Annotated in this window: 17 protein-coding genes and 1 tRNA gene; 3 read left to right on the forward strand and 15 right to left on the reverse strand. The window is 37.8% G+C overall.

Going from position 1 to position 25,879, the window contains the following annotated elements; translation table 11 throughout:
- Window positions 1-251: 251 nt before the first annotated feature.
- Together CIK00_RS20210 and CIK00_RS20215 are read left to right on the forward strand one after the other, a co-directional pair.
- Complete coding sequence (locus CIK00_RS20210) at window positions 252-701, forward strand: hypothetical protein (protein ID WP_144043195.1); 450 nt, start codon at window positions 252-254, stop codon at window positions 699-701.
- Between the two features lie 86 nt (window positions 702-787).
- Entirely contained in the window at window positions 788-1,099 is a 312-nt protein-coding gene (locus tag CIK00_RS20215) for a hypothetical protein (protein ID WP_101770350.1), read from the forward strand.
- Between the two features lie 332 nt (window positions 1,100-1,431).
- Here CIK00_RS20215 and brxL read toward each other — a convergent pair whose 3' ends face one another.
- From brxL to CIK00_RS20285, 14 genes are all read right to left on the reverse strand, one after another.
- Window positions 1,432-3,459: a protease Lon-related BREX system protein BrxL gene (brxL, locus tag CIK00_RS20220; RefSeq protein ID WP_202820824.1), complete on the reverse strand. Its 2,028-nt coding sequence runs from the start codon at window positions 3,457-3,459 to the stop codon at window positions 1,432-1,434.
- A gap of 99 nt (window positions 3,460-3,558) precedes the next feature.
- Window positions 3,559-6,198, reverse strand: coding sequence for a BREX-1 system phosphatase PglZ type A (gene pglZ / locus CIK00_RS20225; protein WP_101770352.1), 2,640 nt, complete (start codon window positions 6,196-6,198; stop codon window positions 3,559-3,561).
- 166 nt (window positions 6,199-6,364) lie between these two features.
- Window positions 6,365-9,961 (reverse strand): BREX-1 system adenine-specific DNA-methyltransferase PglX, encoded by a 3,597-nt coding sequence (gene pglX / locus CIK00_RS20230; protein WP_101770353.1) that lies wholly within the window; start codon window positions 9,959-9,961, stop codon window positions 6,365-6,367.
- A 57-nt stretch (window positions 9,962-10,018) separates the two neighbouring features.
- Window positions 10,019-11,659: a hypothetical protein gene (locus CIK00_RS20235; protein WP_101770354.1), complete on the reverse strand. Its 1,641-nt coding sequence runs from the start codon at window positions 11,657-11,659 to the stop codon at window positions 10,019-10,021.
- A gap of 51 nt (window positions 11,660-11,710) precedes the next feature.
- Entirely contained in the window at window positions 11,711-15,340 is a 3,630-nt protein-coding gene (gene pglX / locus CIK00_RS20240; protein WP_101770355.1) for a BREX-1 system adenine-specific DNA-methyltransferase PglX, read from the reverse strand.
- A 3-nt stretch (window positions 15,341-15,343) separates the two neighbouring features.
- A complete protein-coding gene (locus CIK00_RS20245; protein ID WP_101770356.1) occupies window positions 15,344-16,102 on the reverse strand; it encodes a hypothetical protein in 759 nt (252 codons plus the stop codon).
- Complete coding sequence (locus CIK00_RS20250) at window positions 16,095-17,276, reverse strand: AAA family ATPase (RefSeq protein ID WP_101770357.1); 1,182 nt, start codon at window positions 17,274-17,276, stop codon at window positions 16,095-16,097. The genes CIK00_RS20245 and CIK00_RS20250 overlap by 8 nt, the downstream gene beginning before the upstream one ends.
- Window positions 17,277-17,343: 67 nt before the next feature.
- On the reverse strand, window positions 17,344-21,015 hold the full coding sequence (gene brxC / locus CIK00_RS20255; RefSeq protein ID WP_101770358.1) for a BREX system P-loop protein BrxC: 3,672 nt from the start codon (window positions 21,013-21,015) through the stop codon (window positions 17,344-17,346).
- A 64-nt stretch (window positions 21,016-21,079) separates the two neighbouring features.
- Window positions 21,080-21,685 (reverse strand): DUF1788 domain-containing protein, encoded by a 606-nt coding sequence (locus CIK00_RS20260; protein ID WP_101770359.1) that lies wholly within the window; start codon window positions 21,683-21,685, stop codon window positions 21,080-21,082.
- 3 nt (window positions 21,686-21,688) lie between these two features.
- Window positions 21,689-22,291: a DUF1819 family protein gene (locus tag CIK00_RS20265; RefSeq protein WP_101770360.1), complete on the reverse strand. Its 603-nt coding sequence runs from the start codon at window positions 22,289-22,291 to the stop codon at window positions 21,689-21,691.
- 768 nt (window positions 22,292-23,059) lie between these two features.
- The gene (locus tag CIK00_RS20270; RefSeq protein WP_144043196.1) at window positions 23,060-23,452 is read right to left on the reverse strand and encodes a YlcI/YnfO family protein; all 393 of its coding nucleotides are present in this window, start codon (window positions 23,450-23,452) and stop codon (window positions 23,060-23,062) included.
- Window positions 23,453-23,531: 79 nt separating this feature from the next.
- Window positions 23,532-23,858: a hypothetical protein gene (locus CIK00_RS20275; protein ID WP_101770362.1), complete on the reverse strand. Its 327-nt coding sequence runs from the start codon at window positions 23,856-23,858 to the stop codon at window positions 23,532-23,534.
- A 2-nt stretch (window positions 23,859-23,860) separates the two neighbouring features.
- Window positions 23,861-25,036, reverse strand: a complete 1,176-nt coding sequence (locus CIK00_RS20280; RefSeq protein ID WP_101770363.1) for an Arm DNA-binding domain-containing protein — start codon at window positions 25,034-25,036, stop codon at window positions 23,861-23,863.
- An 8-nt stretch (window positions 25,037-25,044) separates the two neighbouring features.
- Window positions 25,045-25,257: a hypothetical protein gene (locus CIK00_RS20285; protein ID WP_101770364.1), complete on the reverse strand. Its 213-nt coding sequence runs from the start codon at window positions 25,255-25,257 to the stop codon at window positions 25,045-25,047.
- 133 nt (window positions 25,258-25,390) lie between these two features.
- Between CIK00_RS20285 and CIK00_RS20290 the strand changes: the two genes are divergently transcribed.
- Window positions 25,391-25,603, forward strand: coding sequence for a helix-turn-helix domain-containing protein (locus CIK00_RS20290; RefSeq protein WP_101770365.1), 213 nt, complete (start codon window positions 25,391-25,393; stop codon window positions 25,601-25,603).
- A gap of 167 nt (window positions 25,604-25,770) precedes the next feature.
- On the opposite strand, the gene CIK00_RS20295 is transcribed toward CIK00_RS20290, so the two are convergent.
- Window positions 25,771-25,846: transfer RNA gene (locus CIK00_RS20295), tRNA-Asn, on the reverse strand.
- Window positions 25,847-25,879: the final 33 nt, after the last annotated feature.

The following is a 25,879-nucleotide window of genomic DNA, read 5'->3' on the forward strand; positions in this document are numbered from 1 at the left end:
CTAAATTAGCAGCATCGTGTTTGAATGCGACTGAATAAGTTGTTCGAGCTTTTTTCATTATGTACACCATTTTGATATTAAGAGTATTTTATCCTATTTAGGTGTACAAGTTCATTAAGCCACAACAATCATCACCTCATAGCATGGATAGGTGAAATTATGACGAAGCGTACAAGACGATTATTTAGTGCTGATTTTAGATCTTGGAGATAGCTAATCATCCAAAACCTCAAGATACAAGTAGTAAACAAATGGAGAGCATCCAAGAAGTCATTAAAGGGCGATCATTACAAAATGGTTACTTTGCTATCGCAGTATTAGCTGGGCATGAATCACCAGAGATGACATTTTCATACTACTTCCATTTTTCTGATTTGATTTCTTACTTGAAAATAAAACGTGCTGAATTCACATTAACGACGAAACAAAAAATCATGATCGGTATGACTACCAAGTACCAGATAAAGGATCCCAAGCATAATCATCTCGATTATCTGATTAAGAAACTCAACGTGATGGTATTACTTTCAACCGTTAAAAACGGGGTTACAGTGGATCACATCCATCAAACAGTATCAAATAACAGCTTAACGCTTTGTTATCGTGTACTTGAAGAATATCAAAAAGGGGTATCTCTTAAGGAAATCACACATCAATACCATATAAAGCAAGAGAGCACTTATTACTACCTGCAAAACTAACGTCAAATGGCGAAAATCAACTCATCAATAAGCTCATCGTCAAATTACGCAGTGAGTATAAAACGAATAAAACTGTTCTGTCAGATATGCTTGCTTACGCTTTAAATAATACAAGCGTTAGTAAATCAGGAATATATTTTAACGACCCCAAAAAACTAAAAATCTTCATTGAAACGTTTTCTTTTATGACCCCTAAATCATCATGGCGCGCAATCACCTTATACCATCAAAACAGCGTAGTCTTAAATGAGTGGGAGTCTGCACTTAAAAGTATAAAGAAAAAACAGGGGAAAAAATCAAAATCTAAAAGCAAACTTGCACAAGGCGCAGTAAGGCTTGAATTTATTAGTCCAAACGAGGAGAAACTGAAAAAACAGTATGGATATAAAAAGTATTAAACACATACATTGCTGTATTTATTTCATATGATGGGGATAATGATGTTGAAAAATAACTCTATACCAAAGAATGCTCAGCAACAAAAAACCAATACAATAATTAACCCACCAAGAATACGTAATGCCCTGATCAGGTTAGTTTAATATGGAGTATAGTTACACCAAGTAACGCATTAATATTTACTATACCAATGCGTTACTTTATACCTAATATTCATGTGCTTTATTATTAGGTATCACTACAATAATAACTATTACTACTATTTGTATAATCAAACTTCTTTTATAATTAAAATTTAAGTTCAACAGTTATGACAGAATAGAAATTATTTCTAATGGACCCCTAGTGATTTGAAAACAGCGTCTATCGGGTCAGTATAAAAGCTGGTCTGGAACTTCGCAAAAAGCTCGCCCGGAACAGTTGATAAATCGCCCATTGAAGCCATAGGAATAAGTACTTTTGTCGCACCACTATCCATTGCCATTTGCAATGAACCAGCAAGATTATCAACAGGGCTCACTACCCCACCCAATGACATGTCTCCCAGTATAACCATTTGATCTTGTACTGGCTTCTTCAGCAGAATTGAACAGAAAGCGATAAGTGATGCTAAGCTCGATTTGGTGCTTGCACCGTTATGATGATGTTCTACGACGTGCAAATGGTATTCATGTTCTGCAAACTTAGCGGATGCACTGATACGTTTTAGGTTGCCTTTAAAGAAATCAAAACCAATACGTACCGCTTCTTTTGCCGCAGTATTTGAACCAAGGCCAGAGGTATTATGTTTTCCATTTCCAGCCGTCATTTGAGTTTCAAAACGGTATAAACCTAACTGACCAGAGTTTCCAGCGGCAACAACATGCACGACTCCTGGTGACGTAGTACCTTCAGGAATCAGCTTACTACCGCCCTGTTCAGGAACATTCACAAAGAATTCTTCAAAAGTTTCATTATCCAAGTAGCTGAAATGCACATCAAAGAATTCCATACCACCAAGTTTTTTTAGCTGTTCCTTTATACGTCGACGCGATTCAAGGGCATACACTAAGATTTCCCGAACAGCTTCTTTCTCAAACTCACCATTCGGATACATTAGTTTTAGCAAGCCAGAAGTCGTTCGACGGACAGCAATAACGTCACGTTGGTTTAAGTTATTACCTAACTTGAAAAACTTATCAATCGCATCAGCAAAGTTTCGCTTGCGCATCTCGCGCATATATTCAGCAAGATAATCAGAGATCAAACCATATCGATTGGTAAAAAATTCTGGCCGCATCTTAGGGATTTCCCAGCCCGGAATATAAGCATGGAAACGGTCAAAGAATGCCGTATCGATCATTGCATCAGGGAAAGGAGCCAGCAGATGGCTGGTTTTTACTAATGTTTCAACACTTTGATTGATGTTACCAATAAACACCATAGAAGCTTTCGCTTCAATAGAATCACGCCCACGGGCGAATGAACCCGACGCCATAAAATCTTTCATGATCTGAACGCCATCTTTATCTTTAAAGGTTATTCCAGCTACCTCATCGAAGGCTACTACGTCCCATAAGCCCACTAAACCAACTTGGCGACGACTCAAATTATAAAACAAGTTCGCTACTGTTGTTTGCCCACCAGAAACTAACAGACTATTTGGCGAGCACTCTTTATAGACGTGTGATTTACCAGTGCCACGGGGTCCAAGTTCACATACGTTATAATTGTTTTCAACAAATGGAATTAAACGGGCTGTTAAGTGCCACTTCGCTCTATCATCGAGGTTCGCTGGCTCCATACCGACAGAACGCAGTAGAACATCCATCCACTGTTTAGAATCAAACGCTTTACGCGCTTCAAAAACCTCATTCATGTCCATCGAAGGCATCTGAATCGGTTTTAAATTCATAATAGAAAACGGAGAGATCTTCTGCCCTTCCTCGAAGAAGTAATTAACGGTAATAATGCACCAAATCCCACCGGTTAATAGCTTCTCATTATTCGCAACAATCTTATTGGGCACGACCGCATCTTTAATCCCCAGATTAGACAAATCTGCTTCATAGATATCTTTACGTTGATTAAGTTTAACCGTTACTTTATCAATGATTTTGTAACTGGTACGCTCACGAATCAGTGATTTGATTTTCTCTGCTTCATCAGGGCGAACATAGTTATCAGCAAGAATGCGTTTCACATTCTCAAGACCTTCGAGCACGATTTCTTCATCATCAGAGGCACAATACATGCCTAACAAATACTCAAGAACATAAACAGGAACATTAGCGCCCTCTTTAAGCTTCTTGGTCAGATCTTTCCGAACGACGCGACCACGAAATACATCATTTAGCATCCCGTCTAAATCTGGCATCATCACTTGTTCAGCATCTTGGCCTAATGGTAAATCCATCATTGCGTCATCTCTATTATCTATCACTCTAAGCTTCCATCCATTAAAATGAAAATGTGAGCATCAAAAACCAAAGTCATCACGATCCAGAAGATCAATCATCACCGGACGTGGGAACTGTTCAACAACCGTATTTGTTGCTGAATCAATTACAAATAGCTGGTAATTTTCATTGCGATTGAAATCACAGCCTATCAACTTAAAGCGCGCATCTCGAGTACGCTCTGTCATGTTGTCAGAAGTTGCATCAAACAACAGTGTTTCTTCACTTGATACCGGATTTCCCTGGCTGTCTTTGATCACCGCAGTCACCTTGCGTTCGATGTAGCTATCGCCAACTGCATTAGTCTGAATAAAGCGAATCTTTTCAATTTGGTTTACCAAACGAATCGTAGACTTTTCAGTAATAATACCAACTTTCTGTTTCTCGTTGGCAGCGGCTTTTTTGCCTCTAAGCGCCTGCACATCCAATAATGGAATACAGATCTCTTGCGGCATCGCACCACCATGAACAAATCGCGCACCACCCACAAAATGGAAGCGATTAGCGCCTTTAGGCAATAGGAAATCAACATCACTGCCGATGCCTTTCGTGGTCGTATTGGCAATACTACCATGCCAGCACTGCTCATGATTCGGCATTGAACGGCCTAAGATATAACGTTTCTTGGCCTCGAAGGCTCCTGTCGGCTGACCTCCAAGTCCAGTTTTCTCTGGCTGTGTCAGCCCTTTCTGCTGGAATAAAAAGCCGTGGTCAGCAGTCACCAGCACCCGATTGGCATTGAGGTTATTAATCGCCTTAGCGACTAAGTCTTTTAGCTCTTCGACTGCATCATGACACGCTTCAAAGGTCTTATGTTCTGTGCCGCCCTTATCACCAATGGCATCAATGGTATCGTGGTAAATATAAACCACAGACTTATCTTGAATAACTTCACGGCCTTGTTTTTGCGTCCAGCTCAATAAATCTTTTGAGCTAATCGCGATACCGTTATGCCGCTGAAGAACATTATTACGGTTATCTAATCCGCTGGTACTCTTACCATCAACAAGTACTGTTGCACTGTTCGCATCATAATCAAGTTCAGAATGTGGTAACAGTGATGCCATACCCAGCTGGGTATAACTAGGCAGAACACCTTGCATTGATTTTAGCTCGCACTTAAAGCGTCTCTCACTATTCAAGCGCATTTTGAGTTCATCTGCCACTTCGTAGCGTAGTGCATCACTAATAATGACAAAAACACGCTTAATAGTCTTAGATGTGTCTAGCGTTTGTTTGACCTGGTGGGCATAAAAATTGTTCTGCAGACGAGTTCCCAAGCTGTTCCAATTTTCAAGTAGGTCTTCACGCTCTAGTAGCACATCCCACGCTAATCCCAATTCATATAGGTACCAATCTACATACAAACTTTCGACAGCATCATCAATACGACGAAGAATATCCCCTCCTTTAGACTGAACACGATCGGTATATTGGTTGAATAAACGATAGTGCTGATCAAACAGGAATAACTCTTCACTGTATGCGGTAAACATCGATTTAGCATCAGGATAATTGAAGCCATCAGCATACTTACGACGTAATCGGAACAAGTTATCGGCAGACTTTAATGCTTGGTAGATTGCCGCGTACTCAACACGCACTTCACTCCAATGACCACTCAAACGTTTTGAAATCACTGACTCAAAATCAACAGGCGTCATTTTCAGTATTTGCTCTACACTATCATCATGCAATAAATAACGCACAAGTCCACGAATGACCGTCTGCTCAACCGCTTCAAAGGTATAACATTCTTGCAGAGTAAGTGGTGAGTAACCGTTACAACGACTTGGGATGTCTAGCTCACAACTAATCACTTTAGCGATGGCATCATGGTCTTGACTGAAGCGCTTACTATCACGCCATTCCAACATGAAAGCTGACGCCGACGCACGACCTGATGCAGAAGGAATAACATTAGCTGAAGCCCATGCCTTTTCACTCTCAGACACATCAATGTGAATACTAAGTTCAGTGCAGAACAACTTATATAGGAAATCTGAAACGGACTTTTCTTCCGAAGCATAACCAAACTGATGCTCTACGGCTTGCCAAAACGAGTCGAGCAACCCGTATTTCGAAAGCAGATCCAATAGCATTAGTTCATTGTCGTCATTACTATCACCGTCAGTATCAATATTACCCGCATACTGACTGAACAATTCCATTAGAATATTGTTCAAAATGGGTTCATTAGTTGCCAATACCGCAATCATTTTTAGATCTAATGATTGCTCAGTTTCATTTTCAGTAATGCGGCGTTTTAACGATTCGGTACGTTGCTTGTTAAAGAAGCTTGCTCGAACCTTGATGTGCTCACGCAACGACATGGTTTTTATTCCCAACTCAGCAAGCAATATTGATGCGTTATCTGCATAGAACTGACCAGAGTAAAAGCTGACATCAAGCAACCAATTGTCTTCAATTTTGGGCTCAGATGACGGAAAATAAAGCAGGTAGGATTGCTGCGGATTGTCACGTAAGATCCACTTTTTAACTTCTAATGCCGACTCATGTGCCATATTAACCAGTTGCACATCAGGTAAGGAAAGCTGGTCAATGACATCCAGAAAGCTCTGTTCTGGGTCATACCAAAAGACAATGTTTGTCTGAGAAAATTTCTTGGTGAGACCTTGCTCTAATTGATCAATTTGCATGGTTTTACGGCACTTTAGATTGTAGTAAGAAGATTATACCTTAAGTCATGAACTTACTCATTAGCGACAAAGGTAATGTGATATTTTTGACGTTGATAGAAGTGTGAAGTGGTATATTTATTTGAACAGCGGAGGTCCTGTACGCCTCCGCTGTTCAATATAACGTTTACTTAACTATTTTACCGTGAATGACTTTTACATCCGCCAGCAAATCACCAAACTTACCGTAGTTCTCTTTCACCCCATCATCGAGATCGAGCGAGATGCGCATATCAGCATAGTGTTTTAAATTATCATCGAAAGTACGAAGCTCGGCTTGTTTCTTCTCAAGCGCGGTCATTTCTTTCTTCAACTTAGTCCTTTCACTGGTTGACGCAGAATCTAACTGCTGCTCCAATTGACCTAAGCGAGCTCCGTATTTACCCAGCAATGGCGTGACATATTCGGTACGCATACGTGACAAGGTACTCTCGTTATAACGATGCAAATACACCAGACACTCAAACGCTTTCTGCTTGCCAGAACTGAACAACCAGTAAATCGGACGTTTCTTGTAAGTTTTTAGGTGATCATTATAGAACTGTGCCGACATATAACGACGAATGGAATCTAAACTTGACTCGCCACGCTTCGGCTTAATCGCATGCTGACATAGGCTTTCAGCTACAAAATCCAAGTTCTGTTGCAGATGTTCTTCACCCCAAACAATACGAACAAAATCACGGAAACGATACGTCGCATCATCAGGGAACCACTCCATGTCAGTCAGTGGAATAATGCCGTCATCATCAGCCGCAAAGGTTTTGTATGCGCCTTGGTTGACTAAATCAGCAAAGCCTTCGTTACCAGCATGAGCGTAAACTAGCCCTTCACGATCAAGAGAATAACGCCCAATAGCACAACCAACAAAGTAAGAAATAAAATTCGCTATATCTGTACTTTCCTCAGCTAGCTTAAGATCAACACTTGCATTCTCACTTGCCTCTAGGTTCTTCAATCCGAAGAGTTCTGTAAAAAACAGATCATTTTGGCTATACAGATCATTAGCGGTATCTATCTTATTCTGCTGTGCAATTCGATATTGCTCAAATGCCTTCTTCACACTCATACAATCAGTAGAAAAAGACATTAATACATCACTAGAGAAAGCCCAACTTAACTCAGATTGATTCCAGTCATCTTGATAGATAGTTAATAGCTTACGAGGAATATTCTCATATTCGTCAGGCACAACAATAGGCAATTGTTTTAGATGCCCAACTTCAAAAGACGTACCTGTTGTCATTGTATTCAAAAGTTTAGCGGCTACATTACTATTTAGATACGCAAGTAAAATCAAAGGATCAATTTTATTAGAAAAAATACCGGGCCCTTTATGAGAAATGATCGCCCCTTTTTCAAAAAACCGAAAAGAAGGTTGCGCACTGCCAATCAGGCTCCAGGTAATACCGGGCTTAAAATAGTAATCAATACTGGCAAGCCTCTTGGTATAATTACCATAACGGGCTGAGACAAAGTCTTTTAAAGACTCGCCATCATTTTCCCAATTGATCACCAATTCCTGATTACCATACCAACGTCGCATTTGTCCCCCTTTATTTAATGGGAACCACTTCGCTTTGCTTGTCTCGGCAGCTTCTAAACTATCGCTACCAGTACACATGCTGTTCTGACTAATTTCATACCAATAACGGATAAACTGTTCATCATCACCTGTAGCAAGACCTTGCCTTACTGCGCCATGCTCTGACAGTTCAGATAAATCAAAACAAGAACGTTCTTTTTCTGTTAGCCAATAAGCAAGTGATGAGCCTGGCAGAGCATCAAGAACACCTGTATCCAACTCAAAAAGCATGTCATGTGTTCGATTGAGAAACACTTGCTCTTTATCTGCGGCAGCTGGGGCTGAATTCAAATCAATAAATTGAGATAATCCATTATCAATTGCTTGCTTGTTAAAGACAAACATTGCAGCTTGAGCCACTTTTGAATTTAGCGATGGAAAACTGTTATAACCAATTTGCACCAGTGAACAAAGTGTATGATTTTTAAGTAGATACCGTCTTAATTGCTCATAAGAAGACAAAAACATCCAGCTTTGCATCGTAATAAGTGCTGAATAGCCATTGACCTTGTTGAGCTGAAGACAACGCTCAATAAACATTGCAAATAAATCATGTTTACTTCGAGGAAAACTCTTTAAGACTCTATCTTTCAACTCCGCATTCATCCCCTTATTGCCCATATAAGGTGGATTTGCTATAACAGAATCATAACGCAGTGAAAGTAACAATGCTTGCTGAATAAAAGGCAGCAACAATTCGGCAGCCAGTTTCTGTGCGGTATTGCCGCTTTCTTGTAGCTCTAACAGCTTATCTTTGAGTGCCTTTAGTTGTTGTTGATATTCAACGGGTACATCAATCAATGCCCCCAGTGTTTTCGCTTGCAGGAACCACTGTTTGATTAATTGAATTAGTTTGAAGTTTTCATCTTCAATATCAAGCTCATATTCTTGCTCTACAAACAGATTTTGGCTTTGACCTACTTGCTGATCGTCATTAAGATCCAAATCTCGCCATAGTTGTGGAATATCTAAATGAGCACTTTCTTGTAACGATAAAACATTGAGTTTTATGCCACGGGTAAAGATACGGCGATCATCTTCGCGTGCCATCATCATCAGGGCAAAACCTGCAAGCTGGGCAGCGCGATCGTCAATATCCAAACCAAACAGGTTGTTTTCTAATATCAGCTGTGGGATTTCACGTGAACGGTAACCACGTTCATCATAAATGGCTTTTAACGTGTTATAGGCTTCCACCAAGATATGACCGGAACCACAGGCAGGGTCAAGCACCTTAATCGCTTCTGGCTCTAATGAGTCAGGCGTTATTTCTGCTAGCTGTGCGTTAACTTCATCAGTCTGTTCGGCTGGCTCAATGTAGTAAGGCATATCAGCTTTAATGCTGGATTCTGGATAAGTCTGCAACCATTGACGGCCAACTGAGTTTTGCACCAAGTACTGTACGATCCAGTTTGGGGTAAATAACTGAGTAGCCGCAGGAATGTCTTCCGACTTCACTACTTTACCCATCACTTCATCTTTCTTTTCAGAAATATAGAACTGGTAAAGCCAGCCGATAATTTCAACCTGATCCCAATCTTCTTCGGGTACATCATCGACTAATGAGCGCAAAATAGAATCAGTACGGGTTAAACCATCAGGTAGAAGCAGTTCACTCACGCTATCAACTTTATCAAACAAAAAGTCCATTGCATCGTGCAATACATGGCACTGTCCTAGTAGCAACTGACGGTACAGTTCTTCTTCTTTATCACCCGCTAGTGACATCTCTAATACTTCAGAGCGGTTTAAGCCTAGCTCTTCGGCAACATCAGTCGCGTGACCTAAAATCTCAAAACCGTTCATTTGACTTGGGTGGCTTAGAACGCGATAACCATGGTCGAGGTATTCTTTTAGCTCCATAAAGCGAAGCGCACATAAACGGTTAAACCAAGTACTTGCCGTGTGAGCAGCAACCACGTGAAATCCTTGTTGTTCGATCAGTTTTACTAACGCATCACGTTGTGATTTTTGGCTCACAGGGAAGGTTTTATCGCCTACCTGCATCACATCACCGGTGATCATTGCTTCATCAATACGATCAGCATAAATACCAAGATTATTGGCACGAGACACAACGGCCTCAAAGAATGCGATGCGGGCTTTAGATGCATATTTTTTAATGTTATTAGTATTCATCGATATTCTTATGCGTTATTTTTACTTAAATCTCAGCGTTTCGTCACTGGGCATATATCAGAAATTTGCTAAACTATATTCTTGATTATTATTTAGAATTATACCTTGTTTAACCAAGCTAATTAATGAGCGCGACACTAAGGTAATATATTCTTCAAAGTCTACATCTAGGCGATCTAAAACTAATATTGCAACATTTTCAGCCGACAAGTTAATTCCAGGAAGATCTTGTACGAGAAAAAGTGTACAGATAATTCTTTTCTCTAGATCTGTGCCTTGATCGCAAAAAATTGCCTTTGAAAATTGAGGTTTTAACACATCTGCAAATACCCCTACCAAATCAGAAAGACAAAGAGTACGTTCTACTTCTATCTCAACTAGGTTTGATAGCATATTATTCACAGCACTGATGAGGACTCTCGGTGTTAATGATACTGGAGTATGCGATTTTTGATTTCGATACAAATGATAATTAATGATTTGTAACAGGCTGAGATAACAAGGAATTAATGGATAAGAATCAATAAACCGTTGTTTTGTAAAATCTCTAGGTGAAATAAAAGGAAGCGCTTGATAATATTTCGGTATGAGCTCTTGATGATATTTGTCATAAACACTACTTAAATAATCTTCAGCTAATGTTGTCTTATTTAACAATCGACTCTCTACTATATTTTGAATACTTTGCGAAGAAATAGACAGTTTGGTTTTAAACAATCCTTTTAACACGTTAGTATTACGTACTGCTTTTTCATTGTTATATTTTGAGCTTTCAATCAATGCCGAACAAATAAACCAAACACGACCATGAAATTTATCTTTTATCGCATCAAGTAGACTCACGAATTCCTGACACTTGTTTTTATCGGAATCAATTGCATCAAATAAATGGTCAACAACAAAAACAATTTTGTCATAGCGTGAGTTACTATCTCTAAAGAATAGAGAAAGATAACCTTCTATCCATCGTGTTAAAAAATCAACATTAATCTGTGTGCTTTCTATATTTTCAAACCAGTTATCGCAAACAGATACTTCTTTTTGAACCGTAATAGATAACGATTTGAGTAATTCATCGCGATAAAAATCGTATGTATCAGCTACATCACACCAGTTTTCACCAGATTCATTTTTAAATGCCGTTTTAAAAGGTTCCAACTTTCTATGTTCAGATAACTGTGATTCCATTATAGCGATAACATTAGCGCTATAATTATACAGAGACATTGATTTATTAAATGAATAAAAGATCGCTTCTGTTAAAGTCCCATGTTCAGAGATAATTGAGTCAAGATTGAGTGTAATAACTTTCGTTTTATTTTCTGCAGCCAGACAGATATCACTCTTCAAGACAGGATCTGTGATTTTTGAGCAGATGATATCCAATGGGTAAACACTATTATCGCCATTATTTATTGGACTATTTTCAAGTACTGCAGCAATAGCTTTTAAAAAGTGACTCTTTCCCATACCAAAATCGCCGGAAACGAGTACTGCGGTATTGAGGTTATCTGAAAAAAGTCTAGGGTTTTGTTCTGGTAATAAATAAGTATAAAAGAGTTTTCTTATTTGTTCTTCAATTTCAGCTGTAATCACAAAACCACATAAATCAGCTTCTAAATTGATAATATCTTCTAACTTTACTATTGGTTGTAATTCAAAATTAGGCTGTCTTTTTATAAACTTATTTAATTCCATTATATTATTCTTATTTTCAAATGACGGTGAATCATCACCGTCATTTTTTGATTACTTAACCGATTTGCCGTGGATAGCTTTTACATCGAACAGCAAGTCACCAAATTTGCCATAGTTCACTTTCACGCCGTCATCGAGATCAAGCGAGATACGCATGTCAGCAAAATGCTTAAGCTTGTCATCGAAAGTACGAAGCTCAGCATGTTTCTTTTCAAGAGCAGTTATTTCTTTCTTCAACTTGGTCTTTTCACTGATTGAAACTGAATCCAGTTGCTGATCCAATTGACCTAAGCGCGCTTCATATTTACCCAGCAATGGCGTAACGTATTCAGTACGCATGCGTGACAAAGTACTTTCATTATAACGATGTAAATACACCAGACACTCAAACGCTTTCTGCTTACCAGAACTAAACAGCCAGTAAATCGGACGTTTCTTGTACGTTTTAAGGTGATCTTTATAGAACTGTGCCGACATATAACGACGAATAGCATCTAAACTTGATTCGCCACGCTTCGGCTTAATGGCATGCAGACATAGGCTTTCAGCTATAAAATCCAAGTTCTGCTGCAGATGTTCTTCTCCCCAAACAGTACGAACAAAATCACGGAAACGGTACGTCGCATCATCCGAAAACCATTCTATATCAGTTAGAGGAATGATGCCGTCATCATCAGCAGGGAAAGTTTTATATACGCCTTCGTTTATCAAGTCAGTAAAACCTTTATTACCAGCGTGTGCATAGACTAAACCTTCTCGATCGAGAGAATAACGGCCCATCATGCAACCTATAAAGTAACTGACAAACTCAGATATTGTATCTGATTGGAAGTTATTCTTGATACTTTCTGTCAAAATGCAACTACCGTAACGATATAGAGGATTAACATTAAGAGTTATTTGTTCAAATGGCACACTAATATCAAGCTCGTTTTGAAGATCGTAATACATCGATATAATTTCATTATTTTTTTCCTCTAAATTTTTAACATCTAATATATCTACAGAGCTTTCCTCTAGCCAATTAACAAATATACTTTTCAATGTTTTTGTATCGCCTAAAGCAATTAAAGGGTTGCATTTAAAGTCCCAGGAGGTTTCAAATAGATCCCAATCTTTTTTAGCTATAGAGATACATTTTTCTACCAAAGTCCTTATTTCAGTATTTTTAATCAAGTATTCATTTATTGGAATTTTATAAAAATCATCAATCTGAAAGCTCAATGTCGGATTTAAAGCATCAATCAATTTTGATGAAAATGAAGAGTTCATTAACCCAAGAGCTGAATATTGCAGTTCGTCTTTATAGAATGCAGAAGGACCTTTTGCATCAAATAAAACACACTCTGAGTGAAATCTAAACGATTGTTTTGATGATGAAATATCAGACCATGAAAGGCCTTCTTTAAAGAAGAAATCTCGATTATCAGTTCTTCCTCTTGTTAAATTATCTCCAAAACCATTCCATCTCAAGACATGCTCATTATTACCATACCATTTACGATAACTTCCGCCTTTGTTATATGGAATCCAACAACACTTTCCTTTTGCTTCCTCAAAACTATTAAAGCACCACCCAATAGAGTCAGATTCCAGCTCATACCATTGTCGTAAGAAATAAAGGTTATCTCCAGTTATAATCCCTTGGAAAGAATGACAAATATCCTTCATTGCATAGTCTTCATCAAAACTATCAATAATTGTATTCGATAACCAATAAACTATTGGGCTTCCAGGAATTTTAGCAAAATCACTCTGAATAATATGGCTATGCTTTTTATATCCTGCCAATAAATCATCACGCTTATCTTGCTCACTACCTTCAATTAAACGAAAAAAGATTGGTAAATATTCTTTGATATATTTTTTACCCAAAACCCAAGCCGTCGTTTGTACAACTTCACCTGAAATCTGACTAAATGCACGGGCCCCCAAATGTGCCATTGTGACAATTGTTTTAGTATCAAGCAGAGACTCTCGCATTTTTTCGTAGCTAGACAAAAACATCCACGATTGCATGTTGATTTGAGCATTAAAGCCTGTTTCATTTAGTAGCTCAAACGCTCGTTCCATGAACATCGAAAAAAGATCTGATTTACTATTTGGATATTGTTTTTTAGCAAAATCCTTCAGATCTTTGTTCATGCCTTTACCACCCATATATGGCGGATTAGCGACCACAGAATCATAACGTTGAGAAAGTAACCAAGCTTGCTGAACAAAAGGCAATAGTATATTAACAGCTGGTTTTTGTGCAGTATTACCACTTTCTTGTAGTTCTAACAGCTTACCTCTAAGTAGCTTTAGTTGCTGTTGATATTCAGCGGGTACATCAATCAAAGAACCCAGTGTTTTCGCTTGCAGGAACCATTCTTTGATAAGCTTAATAAGCTTGAATTGCTCATTTTCAACATCCAACTCAGCTTCTTGATCTAGGAAAAGATCTTGGTTTTGACCAACTTGTTGGTCGTTGTTCAGATCTAAATCTCGCCACAGTTTCGAAATATCTAAATTGGCACTTTCCTGTAACGACAGAACGTTAAGTTTCACGCCACGGGTGAAGATACGGCGATCATCTTCACGTGCCATCATCATAAGGGCAAATCCAGCTAACTGGGCCGCACGATCATCAATATCCAAGCCAAACAGGTTGTTCTCTAAAATCAGCTGTGGAATTTCACGTGAACGGTAACCCCGCTCATCATAAATTGTTTTTAGGGTGTTATAGGCTTCCACCAAGATATGACCAGAACCACAGGCTGGATCGAGAACTTTAATTGCTTCTGGTTCAAGTGAGTCAGGAGTAATTCCAACCAGCTGCGCATTAACTTCATCGGTCTGCTCGGCAGATTCGATATAGTAAGGCATTTCAGCTTTAATACTCGACTCTGGATAAGTCTGCAACCACTGACGACCGACAGAGTTTTGTACCAGATACTGTACAATCCAATTCGGAGTAAATAGCTGAGTTGCAGCAGGAATATCTTCAGACTTAACTACCTTGCCAATCACTTCATCTTTCTTTTCAGAAATATAGAACTGGTAAAGCCAACCGATGATTTCAACCTGAGACCAGTCATCTTCAGGTACATCATCAACCAATGAGCGTAAAATAGAATCAGTACGAGTTAAACCTTCTGGCAGTAGCAGTTCACTAACGCTATCGACCTTATCGAACAAAAAGTCCATCGCATTATGCAATGTATGACACTGACTCAGCAGTAATTTACGGTACAGTTCTTCTTCTTTATCACCTAACAGTGACATTTCAAGAACTTCAGAACGGTTTAAACCAAGATCTTCAGCAACATCAGCGGCATGCTCTAGAATCTGAAAACTATTTGCTTTTGTCGGGTGGCTAAGCACACGATACCCATGATCAAGGTATTCCTTCAGTTCCATGAAACGGATAGCACACAAACGGTTAAACCAAGTAGAAGCGACTTCATCAACAACACTAATAAAACCTTTAGTTTTAACCATTTCGACTAATTTTATGTGTTGAGATTGAATGCAAGTATCAAAAGCTTTTCCCTCTACAACAAAAGCGTCACCTTTTAAGACTCCTATTGCAATCTGAGTATCGCTATAGAGACCAAGCTCATTCATTCGTTGCATAACTGCCGCTCTAAACTCTCTTCTAGCGACTGGTGCATATTTTTTTATATTTCGAGTATCCATCGATCAATCCTCTACCTCACCACAAATACGACGAATTGAATTTTTGAGTTCTTTTTTAAACATATTGAAGCTCGGCATATCGAGCTGGTCTATATCAAGTGCATCAACCAAGTGACGCAAATTTTCTCTGTTGGTTGAATCTTTTCCTATTGCATTCGCGAGTATAGCCTTTGGAGAACGATCTTTAGAGTTTTGATTCCCTGCTAACGCAGTTTCTAATAGATCACACGCCAAATAGGGATTATCCTTACAACTGCAATAAAGCCAAGCTTCAGAAGTTGGCTTTGGTATCATAGCAACACCATTCTCATAACCAGCAGTTTCAAAGCCTAGTTTTACAGCTTCAGCTCTATTTTTCTGTCTTTCAGGCTCACGCTCCAACTCACTTCTGGTTCCGTCTGTATCATGAAAATAAATAGCCATATGGGATTGCCCTTGCTCCATATTATCATTGGCGATAAGAGCCAAAGCAAACGCACGCTTGGTATGATCTAAATGGCCTTTTAACGCTCTATCTTTACTTGGAAATCTTGTAGGAACATCTTTATCCTTCGTTAGTTCCCCAAGCGCTTTTCGATATACAAAAGTAACAGCAAATGGTAACTCATCATGCCAACTAGGTAAGTGCCTTTTCACAAGGCGCTCAACCAATGTGTAAAAGGGGCCATGCTCAAAATTCTCATCATGAGCGATATTAACTTGATTCAGCGCCCTACCTATATCAGTGATCCCCTCCCCTGTAACAAAAATTCGACTAAGCATTATTACTACTCTTGTTTGCTTGGAGAATATTCTCAGCTTCATCTGCAACATCGGCCAAATACAAATCAACCATAACTTCACCCGGAGCTAATATATCTAATTTATTTAATGCTGATGGTACTGAAAACAGTTTTATTGACGCGGTATGCCCACTATTCTTCTTATAAATTAGAACTACAGATGATTTCGCGATGTCTTCATTCAGGTAGTTTAGAGCCATAGGACTATGTGTAGTCACCAACGTTTGATGAGGTGCATCTACGAAACTATCCATTAATTGCTCAGTAACTTCAGGGTTTACACCATTTTCTATTTCATCAAAAAGCTGAAAGCCAGATTTACTATTCTGATTCACTAAAATATTTAGAAGGCGCAGCATTCCATCGTTAATATGGTGTGCATCTGTAACGACATCGTTATAACTACCATCATCGTTAAAATATCGTTCTGTAATACCCATAGAAAGCATTCCACTAATCAACGCTTTCGTTTCAATTCGAATGACTCTTGGGAAGTATTTTGACAATCTTATTTGTAAAATATCTTTGTCATGACTATCTAAACGATGAATATGCTGGATTAAGAACTCACCTTCAGAGCCCAATTTTTCTTCTTTATTATATTGCCCCGATCGCATTACTTTTGGAGTCAGTAAGTCATGGCTTTCGATATTCACTATATAGGATCTAAATCGATTTGCTTCATGTGGAATAACATCTTCATTCAACCCCGACAGAATTGAGCCTGAGTATTTAAAGTTTATTTTTTGTTTTTCACTAAGCTGAGAGACATATGCACCATTAACAACTCGATATACTTCAGTTTGTTCAGAGTCAGAAACTACTTTTACTAGCTTTTCTTTAGTACATAAACCTTTTGACCAGTTGAATGTACCTGTCCAAAGGTATAAAACATTGTCAAATTCAAAATCAATTTCAAGATCTAGTGACTTCCTGGTCGGAAAAAAATGAGAGACTACATCTTTACTTTCCCAATTCCTTCTAACTAACCATTGCTGTAAATCACCACTAAAAATAGAAGAAACATAACTAAGAAACTGTAAAACTGTACTTTTTCCGGCTCCATTTAGACCAATGACGCAATTGAACTTTTCTAGCTCTAATTCAAAATCAACTAAAGATTTAAATGCACTTACATGAATTCTTTTTAACATAAATAAATAAACTCTTATTCTTCTCTCAAGAAAAAGGCAACTTAAAGTTGCCTTTTGGATTCTACTCTTAATTCAAAATATCCAATCGAACGCGATAACCTTGCTCAATAGCCTCCTCGAGTTCTTCACGAAGATATTCGAGGTATTTTTCAATCTCTTCCTGCGTTTCCACAAAACCTGATTCCATTAAGTAGCATAATGGATCGATTGTTTTCATTGGTTTAACCATTGGAGGAACCTGCAAATTAGCTGGTGTTATCTCCGTTTTTTTAACTACATCTAAAAGGCCTGGCTTCTCAGCTACCTCACGAGCTTTTATTGCACGTTGTTGCGCTTCATATAGTCTTTGCTGCTGCGCAATATATTCATTGATTAACTCTAAAGCTTCAGTTTGATGAGTTTGTGCATCAGTCTGTGTTGCTGTTATTTCAAATAGTGACGAGGACTTTTCAACTATTTTTCGACTATTTTGTAAAGCATAAAGAGCTTTATTACTTAATTCAGCCGGAGCACTACAGCCAACAAGTTCTTTCTCTATCAATGCTACACGTTTAGCAATACGCTCTAACGTGTGATCACGTTTTTTCATCAAAAGTGCTTGGTTGGATTTTTCTACTTGTTCAATAAAACCTGCAACATTCTTAAGCTGTTTGTAAGGATTTTTACTGATATAAATATCCTTCAGCGCTAACAGTGCTTTTGCCGCATCTTCTTGCTTCTCCAGTACCGATATATTCGCTTCGAACTTGATATTTAGAGCGTTAGCTAGTTGCTTCCAAGTATCAAACTGCAGGCCGAAGAAGCATTCAAGATCTTCAAAATCTTCAGCAAAGGCATCGAGCTCATTAGCATCTTGTAAAATACGCTCGATAATTGCGTAGCTGTTCGGTTGCTCCAATATTCCAGCAACTAGACGTTGACCATCTTCAATCGTTGATCGCCCAGGGCATTCACTAACGCTTCCCGCCTGGCGCTCAAATATTTTTAGGTCTTTATCCCATTGTTTAAAGTATTTAGAGAATTGAGCCGCCAATTCATTTTCACCGCCATTAAACGGTTTATGAAATAGGTCTTTACCTAACTTTTTCGCTTTACCCAGCAACTCGTCATTATGCTGACGAATACGTCGAATTCGTAATTCACCATGTTTACGCACTGAGATAAAAGCATCATAGCTACGTTTCAATGCTAACTCTTCGCCTGAAAGCGTAAAACTCACCTTACCAGCGCAACCTAACTTGGCGATCAACAACATAACTTCCTCACGTCGCCAACCATAAGGGCGATGTGAGAAATGAATAAGTACATCTTTAAGGTACATCGCACGATTCAGCTCATCATTACTCTGAATGTAGCGCTCTAACTCTTTAATCGCCTCAGCATTGTGTGCATGATCGTTAAGGTCAATATTAAGCTTATCAATATCATCAGCCTTTAATACGGCTTTAAGTTCTCGCAATGGATCATCGCAAGCTTTCAACATATCTAAATGACGGAAACTATTTTCAATTACGTATTTATACGAAGCATCAATAATTTTGCTAAAACTACTGCCTTTAGAGTCAAGTTTATTACCAATCGCAAAAATACTCGCATCAAGTGCTAGCTCAGTAAACATCGTTTTTAATCGCTTGCCACGACTATTATTATCCAATGCTTTTTCATTCAATAACTTAGCTTGTTCTGGTCGCGTAACATGATTGTTATGCTGTAAGTACCGCTCAGTTTTCATGAATGTTGTTAATTCATCCCAAATAAGTTTGTCTTCACCTAAGCGGACTAACACACAACCAGCCTCTTGGCCACTGTATGTCTGACAATAACTATCTTGCTTATAATCACCATAACCCATCTGTAAGGGTGAAATGATTTTTAAGACTAAATCATTATCGCTTTTACTATCTTTTGGGACACCATCACTGAAACGACTAATTTCAAAATTTTGATTATTAACTGGATAATGATATTTGGTCTGATCTTTTAGTATTTCTTTCAATAACAAATCTGAAACTTTATCACTTAATTTAGCTACTTCAATTTCAGTATGACGAATCTCGTTTTCGATCTCTTTTTCTTCGTTTGTTAAAAATATGTACTCATTACCATTACGAACAATCAACATTTCGCGTTCTAAACGATTCAGGCTTTCTTCTATTTGTTTTTTTAGTGATATTTTATCAGAGTCAATTTCTTCAATAGACAATGTCACTAAGTTATCAAGCGTAGACTTTACAACATCCACATAACGAATTAAAAATAACGTTTTAAGTACATCACCATCAGCATCCGTCAAAGTTCGCGTTTCACATGCTTTATCAATGGTCATTTTTACCATTGTGTCCAAAAAGCTTTCTATTGCAGGGTAAAAACGATAAAACGGGATCAATGCGCCAACACGATCAGTTTTTATCTGTTGAGCAGCATTTTGGAATGCATCTAATAATGAACGCTCACCACGACTAAGATGTTTACCTGTAGCACCCGCATTACGAACTGATTCAAATACCTTTTGTACCAAGGTGTACTGATAAGGAACGAAAGGATAGTTATCAATAAAGTCAACATTATCGTTAAAATTAGCTAATTCAGCAGTTGTTGTACTATCAAATGCCAACTGGTTTTTAAGAATGTCACCTTTTTGATTAAAAATAATACCGAGTTCATCTTTAGCTTCATCAGTCTTTAATAGTAATCGTTTTTGAATTACTTCATTTGTATTAGATGAAGAAAGCGAAATACGAGTTTTAAAACGCCCTTGGATTTTAGAAAAGTCTTTACCTTCTTTTGCTTTTAAGTCGCCTAATACTGCATCAATATCTTCTTGTGAAGTTACGATAATCCAAGCTCGCCCACCACAAGTCGTTCCAAGATTTTCAGTAATAGTTTGAAGTTTCAGCATCATTTGAGTATTAGTACCAATAAATTGGCCTACCTCATCAGCTAAGAAAATGATGTTTTTATCATCACTTTTATCAAGATATTGCTTCACCCATTTGCAAAAATTAGAAATATCTAACGGAAAATTAGTTTCTAATGATTCAACCCACTGACGTGTCGACTCTTCAGATTGGCCAGAAGCCTTACTCAATGCCTCAGACATCTGATCGCGATAAAAGTCATAGGCATCGCGCTCCTCATTCCATGTAGACATAGTAAGTTCAGCAAACTCATCCTTGAACGCTTGATATTGACCACGATTATCGAGCTCGCGTTCCATATGGGCAATATGAGGATGATCACCGCAATAACCTAACCGCTCATTAAATACTTTCAAAAAAACTTTCAGAATTGCATTTTCTTTATCTGTCGTATTTGCTCTACTATCTATATTAAAAAGAATAACATCGGTATCGCGATTCACTGATGCGTGAATATCACCAAATAACATGGGATCAGTGATTTTATCTTTAAAAAATTCTACCGCTTTTTTGGTTTCGCCCAAATACACAGCATCACGGTTTTCCAGTAAATACGATAAAATTTTAATAAAGTGGGATTTACCAGAACCAAAGAAACCTGACACCCAAATACCAATGTTACCAGCCACTGATGGATCATTTGGATTTTGAACTGCTGGTAGGTAGTTTTCAAAAAAAACACGAAGGTGTCGATCTAACTCGTTAGTTACAACATATTCATCAAGTTCAACCCAAACGCTATGGTCATCAAGCTGATCCGCTTTTACCACCCCATTTATGTTACGATTTAGAGGTTTACTAAAAATATGTTCAATATTCATGAATATTCACTTTATTAAATATAAAATATTTATCGCAAGCTGTTTACTTATAAACGACTAGCTCTCATTTTTGAATTGATAACTTCTTGTGCGGTACAAGCTCAAATGCTCGATAATAATTCGCAGAGTCAATTATACCAAAAGGGTGTAACTCTAAACCTGTATAACTACCAGGATAAAAGAGTACTAAAGGTGTATCTCCCATATCAGCATGTAGGGCATTAAGCAGGCTATGGCCTCTTAACAAAGGCCAGCAGGAACCAAGGCCCGATAGCAACACAAAGTCTTGGCTATTAGGCTCTATTTTTTTAATTAAAAATTCTGCTATTCGCTTTTGATCTAAAGGTCCCTTTAACGCTTTAAGCAACGCTTCATCACCTTTTACCTTGTGGAGCTGAAATGCTTTCTCAAGTAATTTTCGAGATTCCAGCATTTCGAGTAATACATCAAATAAATTCAGATGAATAAACTTACGCCCTCGTTTCTCTAAACGTTGGCAAATCATATCTAATTGCTCATTGACAAGTACTTCAGCTTTAGGTGAATAATCGAAGATGTAAAAACCAATTTCATTACCAAGACCTTTATTATTTAAAAAGCCTTCACTTTGCAGCTTAGGCTCAATTGCTTCTAACCTGTCTTGTAACTCACTAATTTGTGCTTTATTCATTACCTATCTACCAATTTGTAACGCTTCAATTAATTCTGGTTTTTCTAGCTTTTTAACCCAAGCCAATGTTTCTGGTTGTACAAAAACGGTTTGTAATATTTTACTTCGACCTGACTCAAGATACTGTGTATCTGCTAGCACTTTTATTACGTTATTACCCATCTTCTTAATTGAACTTTCAGAGTACTCAGTAAGCTCAGGGATCACGCGTGAGCGTTGCTCATAAAACTCCATCCAACAATGACTATCTAGTTTTTCTCTACATAATCGATGTGCATCAGCTAGTTCTGTTTTCATAAAATCTGCAACCACTGGCGAATTGAGCATTATCGCAATCAAGAGTAGTTGAGTTGCATATATATCATCGGCCTCAATGAAATCAGCAAGGAATTCTTTCCCCATTGGTTCCAACCGTTTCTTGATTGTTGATGCAAAACGTTTTGCCGAGTGTACTGATGTTTTCTGTAACATGTTTTCATTTTTAATTTTTTGTGACCATGTCTCAACATCAGGTTCTGATAATAATAGTTCAGCTATTAGCCTGCTCTCACGAAGCATAATACCGCCACCAATGATATCACCAAGGTACTGTTTTGCTGGATTCATAAGAACTCTTCATGCTGAATATAGTAGGATTATTATAACAAAAATTTAGGTGTCAAAATACCGATTATGAACTTGTATCAATTATATTAAATCAGTTAAACATAAGTACCAACGGGAAAGCTATTTACACTTAACCTATTGATATAATATGAAATGGTAACAGTTAAATTCTCGATAACTTTTTTATAGGTACTTGAGTAAAATCACATTCGTTTAAATGACTAATTAGTACATTAACCTTCTTGTATAACTATTCTTTTTTATTACGATTAGTGATAGGTGCACAACGTTCAGCGATACAGTCAAAAACCTTATGTATTGGAGTCCTGTTGCACTTATTCTATTATTCCAACATTAAAGCTTATGGATAAGTTTGAATATGATATTCGTCCATTATTGAAATAATGTATAGTTAAATATCACATTCATAAGTTGGCGAATTATTTACAGGGTTATTATCATTGTGCGCATAATGACAAGTGCGTTTTACTCTTCGTGCACACACTTCTAATATTTTATTTTCATATTATATTTCATGACAATACACTTTCACCTCAGATTTTAATAAAATTTTTGCAGTGGATATCCGTTTTTATTACAAGATTTATATTTATGCGCACACATACAAATAAAATAAATCAATTGTGCGCACATTATAAATACATATTAAAATGAGGTTTTAGAATATTGCTGATACTTCACTTTTTATAGTTCAATATCTGTTATGGTATGTAAACTATCAGTCGTTATTAAAGTAATAAATATTTCTTATTTACACAAAGATCTTACCGCAACGCGTGTCCACGCATGGCCAGACGTCGTTTTCATTTCTAACTGATTTAATTTATTAGATATTTGCTGATGAAATAACCCTCGTGATAACCAATACAATGCCAACGCTTTAGCTTCATTATCTATCGTGGTATCAGCTCCTGTGCGCACAAACTCTTCAACGTTATCGTCAAGTGTGTGCACACTTTCAACCGAGTTGTATTGCTGACTTATTTGATTGCGGCATGCTTGTTTTACCCATGATGAAAATGATTGCTTTTTCGCTCTAACTAATTCTATTTCAAGTAATAACTCATGTTCAAATCGAATATATTTCTTTTGTGTTTTTAGGTTAGTATTCGTATTTATTACGATTGGATATTTCTGCATGTGCGCACCCGTTAAAATAAAACCAAAAGATTGTGCGCACACTGCAACTTTCGTTATTACGCACGATTTTCATTTAAAATTAAAAGAAAGAATGTTGAATATATACCTGATGGCTTAATGTGATCTTCATTTCTAATGTTTTCAAAATCCAACCAGGATCTTTTGCCCATTGATGCCGCTTGCATTGCAATAAAACAAATAAGATTTCATCACGCACAGCACAAATAAACAAATGCTCAGCTTGCTGTGGCTCTGATACCGTTAATCGCATACGTGCAATAATAAGAGAATAAATGTCATCTTTATAACTTTGAATTTCACTCATGCTAATAAAGTGAAACTTATCATCAGAGACAACATCAAGACATAAACTGGTGCAATGTACGGTAAGGGGTGAATAATTCATACTTAACTTCCTCCATAATTAAGAAATTTTTCAAATGCACTACCATCTCGACGAGTAAGGTTCGGTACAAATCGCGAATAAACACGAAATAACATTGTTGTTGTCGAATGCCCCATTTGCTTAGCGATCCATTCAGGTGACTCTCCAGAAGCCAACAGCAAGGTTGCGTAGGTATGACGAGTCTGATAGGGATTACGATGACGCAAGTTAGCTCTATCCAGTGTCGGATACCATATCGTACGTGACACGATAGTATAGTTAAGGGGTTTATGGTGGCGATTAGTAAAAACAAACTTATCTGATAAGTCTGCTGTTTCTTTATGCTTTTTCAGAGCAGCAACAACGCGATCAATTAAATCAATCTCACGATAAGAGCTATCTGTCTTTAATCCTTTCAATACGCCTTTAACTAAACTTTGACGTACTAAAATTATTTTATTTTTGAAATCAACGTTATCCCACATCAATCCATCAATTTCACTTGTACGCATTCCGGTAAAGAAACGCGTGATATAATAAGCTTTATATTCTTCTGGCGCGCATTCAATTAGCTGTTCGATTTCTGACAAAGAAAATGGGTCAATTTCACTACGGCCAATTTTTAATGCTTTGATATTTTTCCACGCTGAGGTAAATTCATAACGATCAGCGGCTTCATTTATCAACATTCTTAGCGGCGTCATAATATGATTGATGCGTGATGGGCCTAAACAACCCTCTTTTTGTCCCGGTACTTTGGTAAGGATGGAACGAAACTGCAAAATTTGTTGTTTGGTGATGGCGCTGATCTTTTGATTACCGAACATTGGTATCAGGTATTTCGTTAAAATACCGTCTACGTCATCATAATGGCCTTTACTCCATTCGATTTTCTTTTCTTTCAACCAAATATCTGCAAATTCAGCTAAACGTGGTGAATTAGGCGCCTTTAGTGCTTGAATAGCATTTGTTTCCCGCTGCTCAATCTCTTTAAATTTCACCACGGACTTACTTTTTGGAAAATATTTTTGGTAATCAAAAATACCCAGTGTGATTTCTGCTTCAATTGTTTTAATTAATCCTCCAAGCCGCTTACGGTTCACCGGAGTATCAATTAATTGAGTTTGTTCTCGACAACGGATCCCTCGATATCGAAAATCAACAAACAACTTACCTTGCCGACTATTAACTGCCGCCATATAGACTCCTATTTCCCTGTGAATAATGACTGAATCGAAATACCAACAAGCATTTCCTCTTCAACACGCTCCCAAATAAACAATATTTTTCGTCCACCAAAAGGACGGATATAGTGAACACCTTCAAATAGCACGGTGTCTTTTAGCTGCTCTCTAATGACACGCTTATCATATTTAATACGATCAGCGAGTTCAGCTGTTGTAAGGTAGGTATTGTCCATCGTACAATCTCCTATAACACGATTTGCTTTACAAAAGGCCTAAATGCCCTCCTACAGAACAAAATGTACCACAATATTGACCTATTGCAACCATTTTTAACCCACAGAAGAACATTTTAAACAGGAGAAGAACATGTTGAAGTGTCATTTATCCAAATTAATGGGTGAAAAGCGCTTAAAAATATCTGATATTTCACGAGATACTGGTATTAATCGAGGTACGCTGACACGTTTATATAATGAAACAGCAACTCGAGTAGACTTAGACGTTATTGAACAGTTATGTGATTATCTCGATATTCCTGTCGGGGAATTATTTGAAGTACAAAAGAAGACAATGGATTAGTTTATATAATAGCTAGATTTGAGTAACGCTATTTTATGATGTCCTTAATCAATGCTCCATTCACAAACGGTGGTCACCATTTTGGTCACCGTTTGGACACAACACTATTTGCAGGCTATTTTCTCCAGACGTAAAAAAGCCCGCAATTTCTTGCGGGCTTTTCTATTTGGCTCCCTCTACTGGACTTGAACCAGTGACATACGGATTAACAGTCCGGCGTTCTACCAACTGAACTAAGAGGGAATTGTTTGGAGCAGGTAGCGGGAATCGAACCCG

It is taken from the genome of Photobacterium carnosum, from assembly GCF_002849605.1.
GTDB lineage: Bacteria > Pseudomonadota > Gammaproteobacteria > Enterobacterales > Vibrionaceae > Photobacterium > Photobacterium carnosum.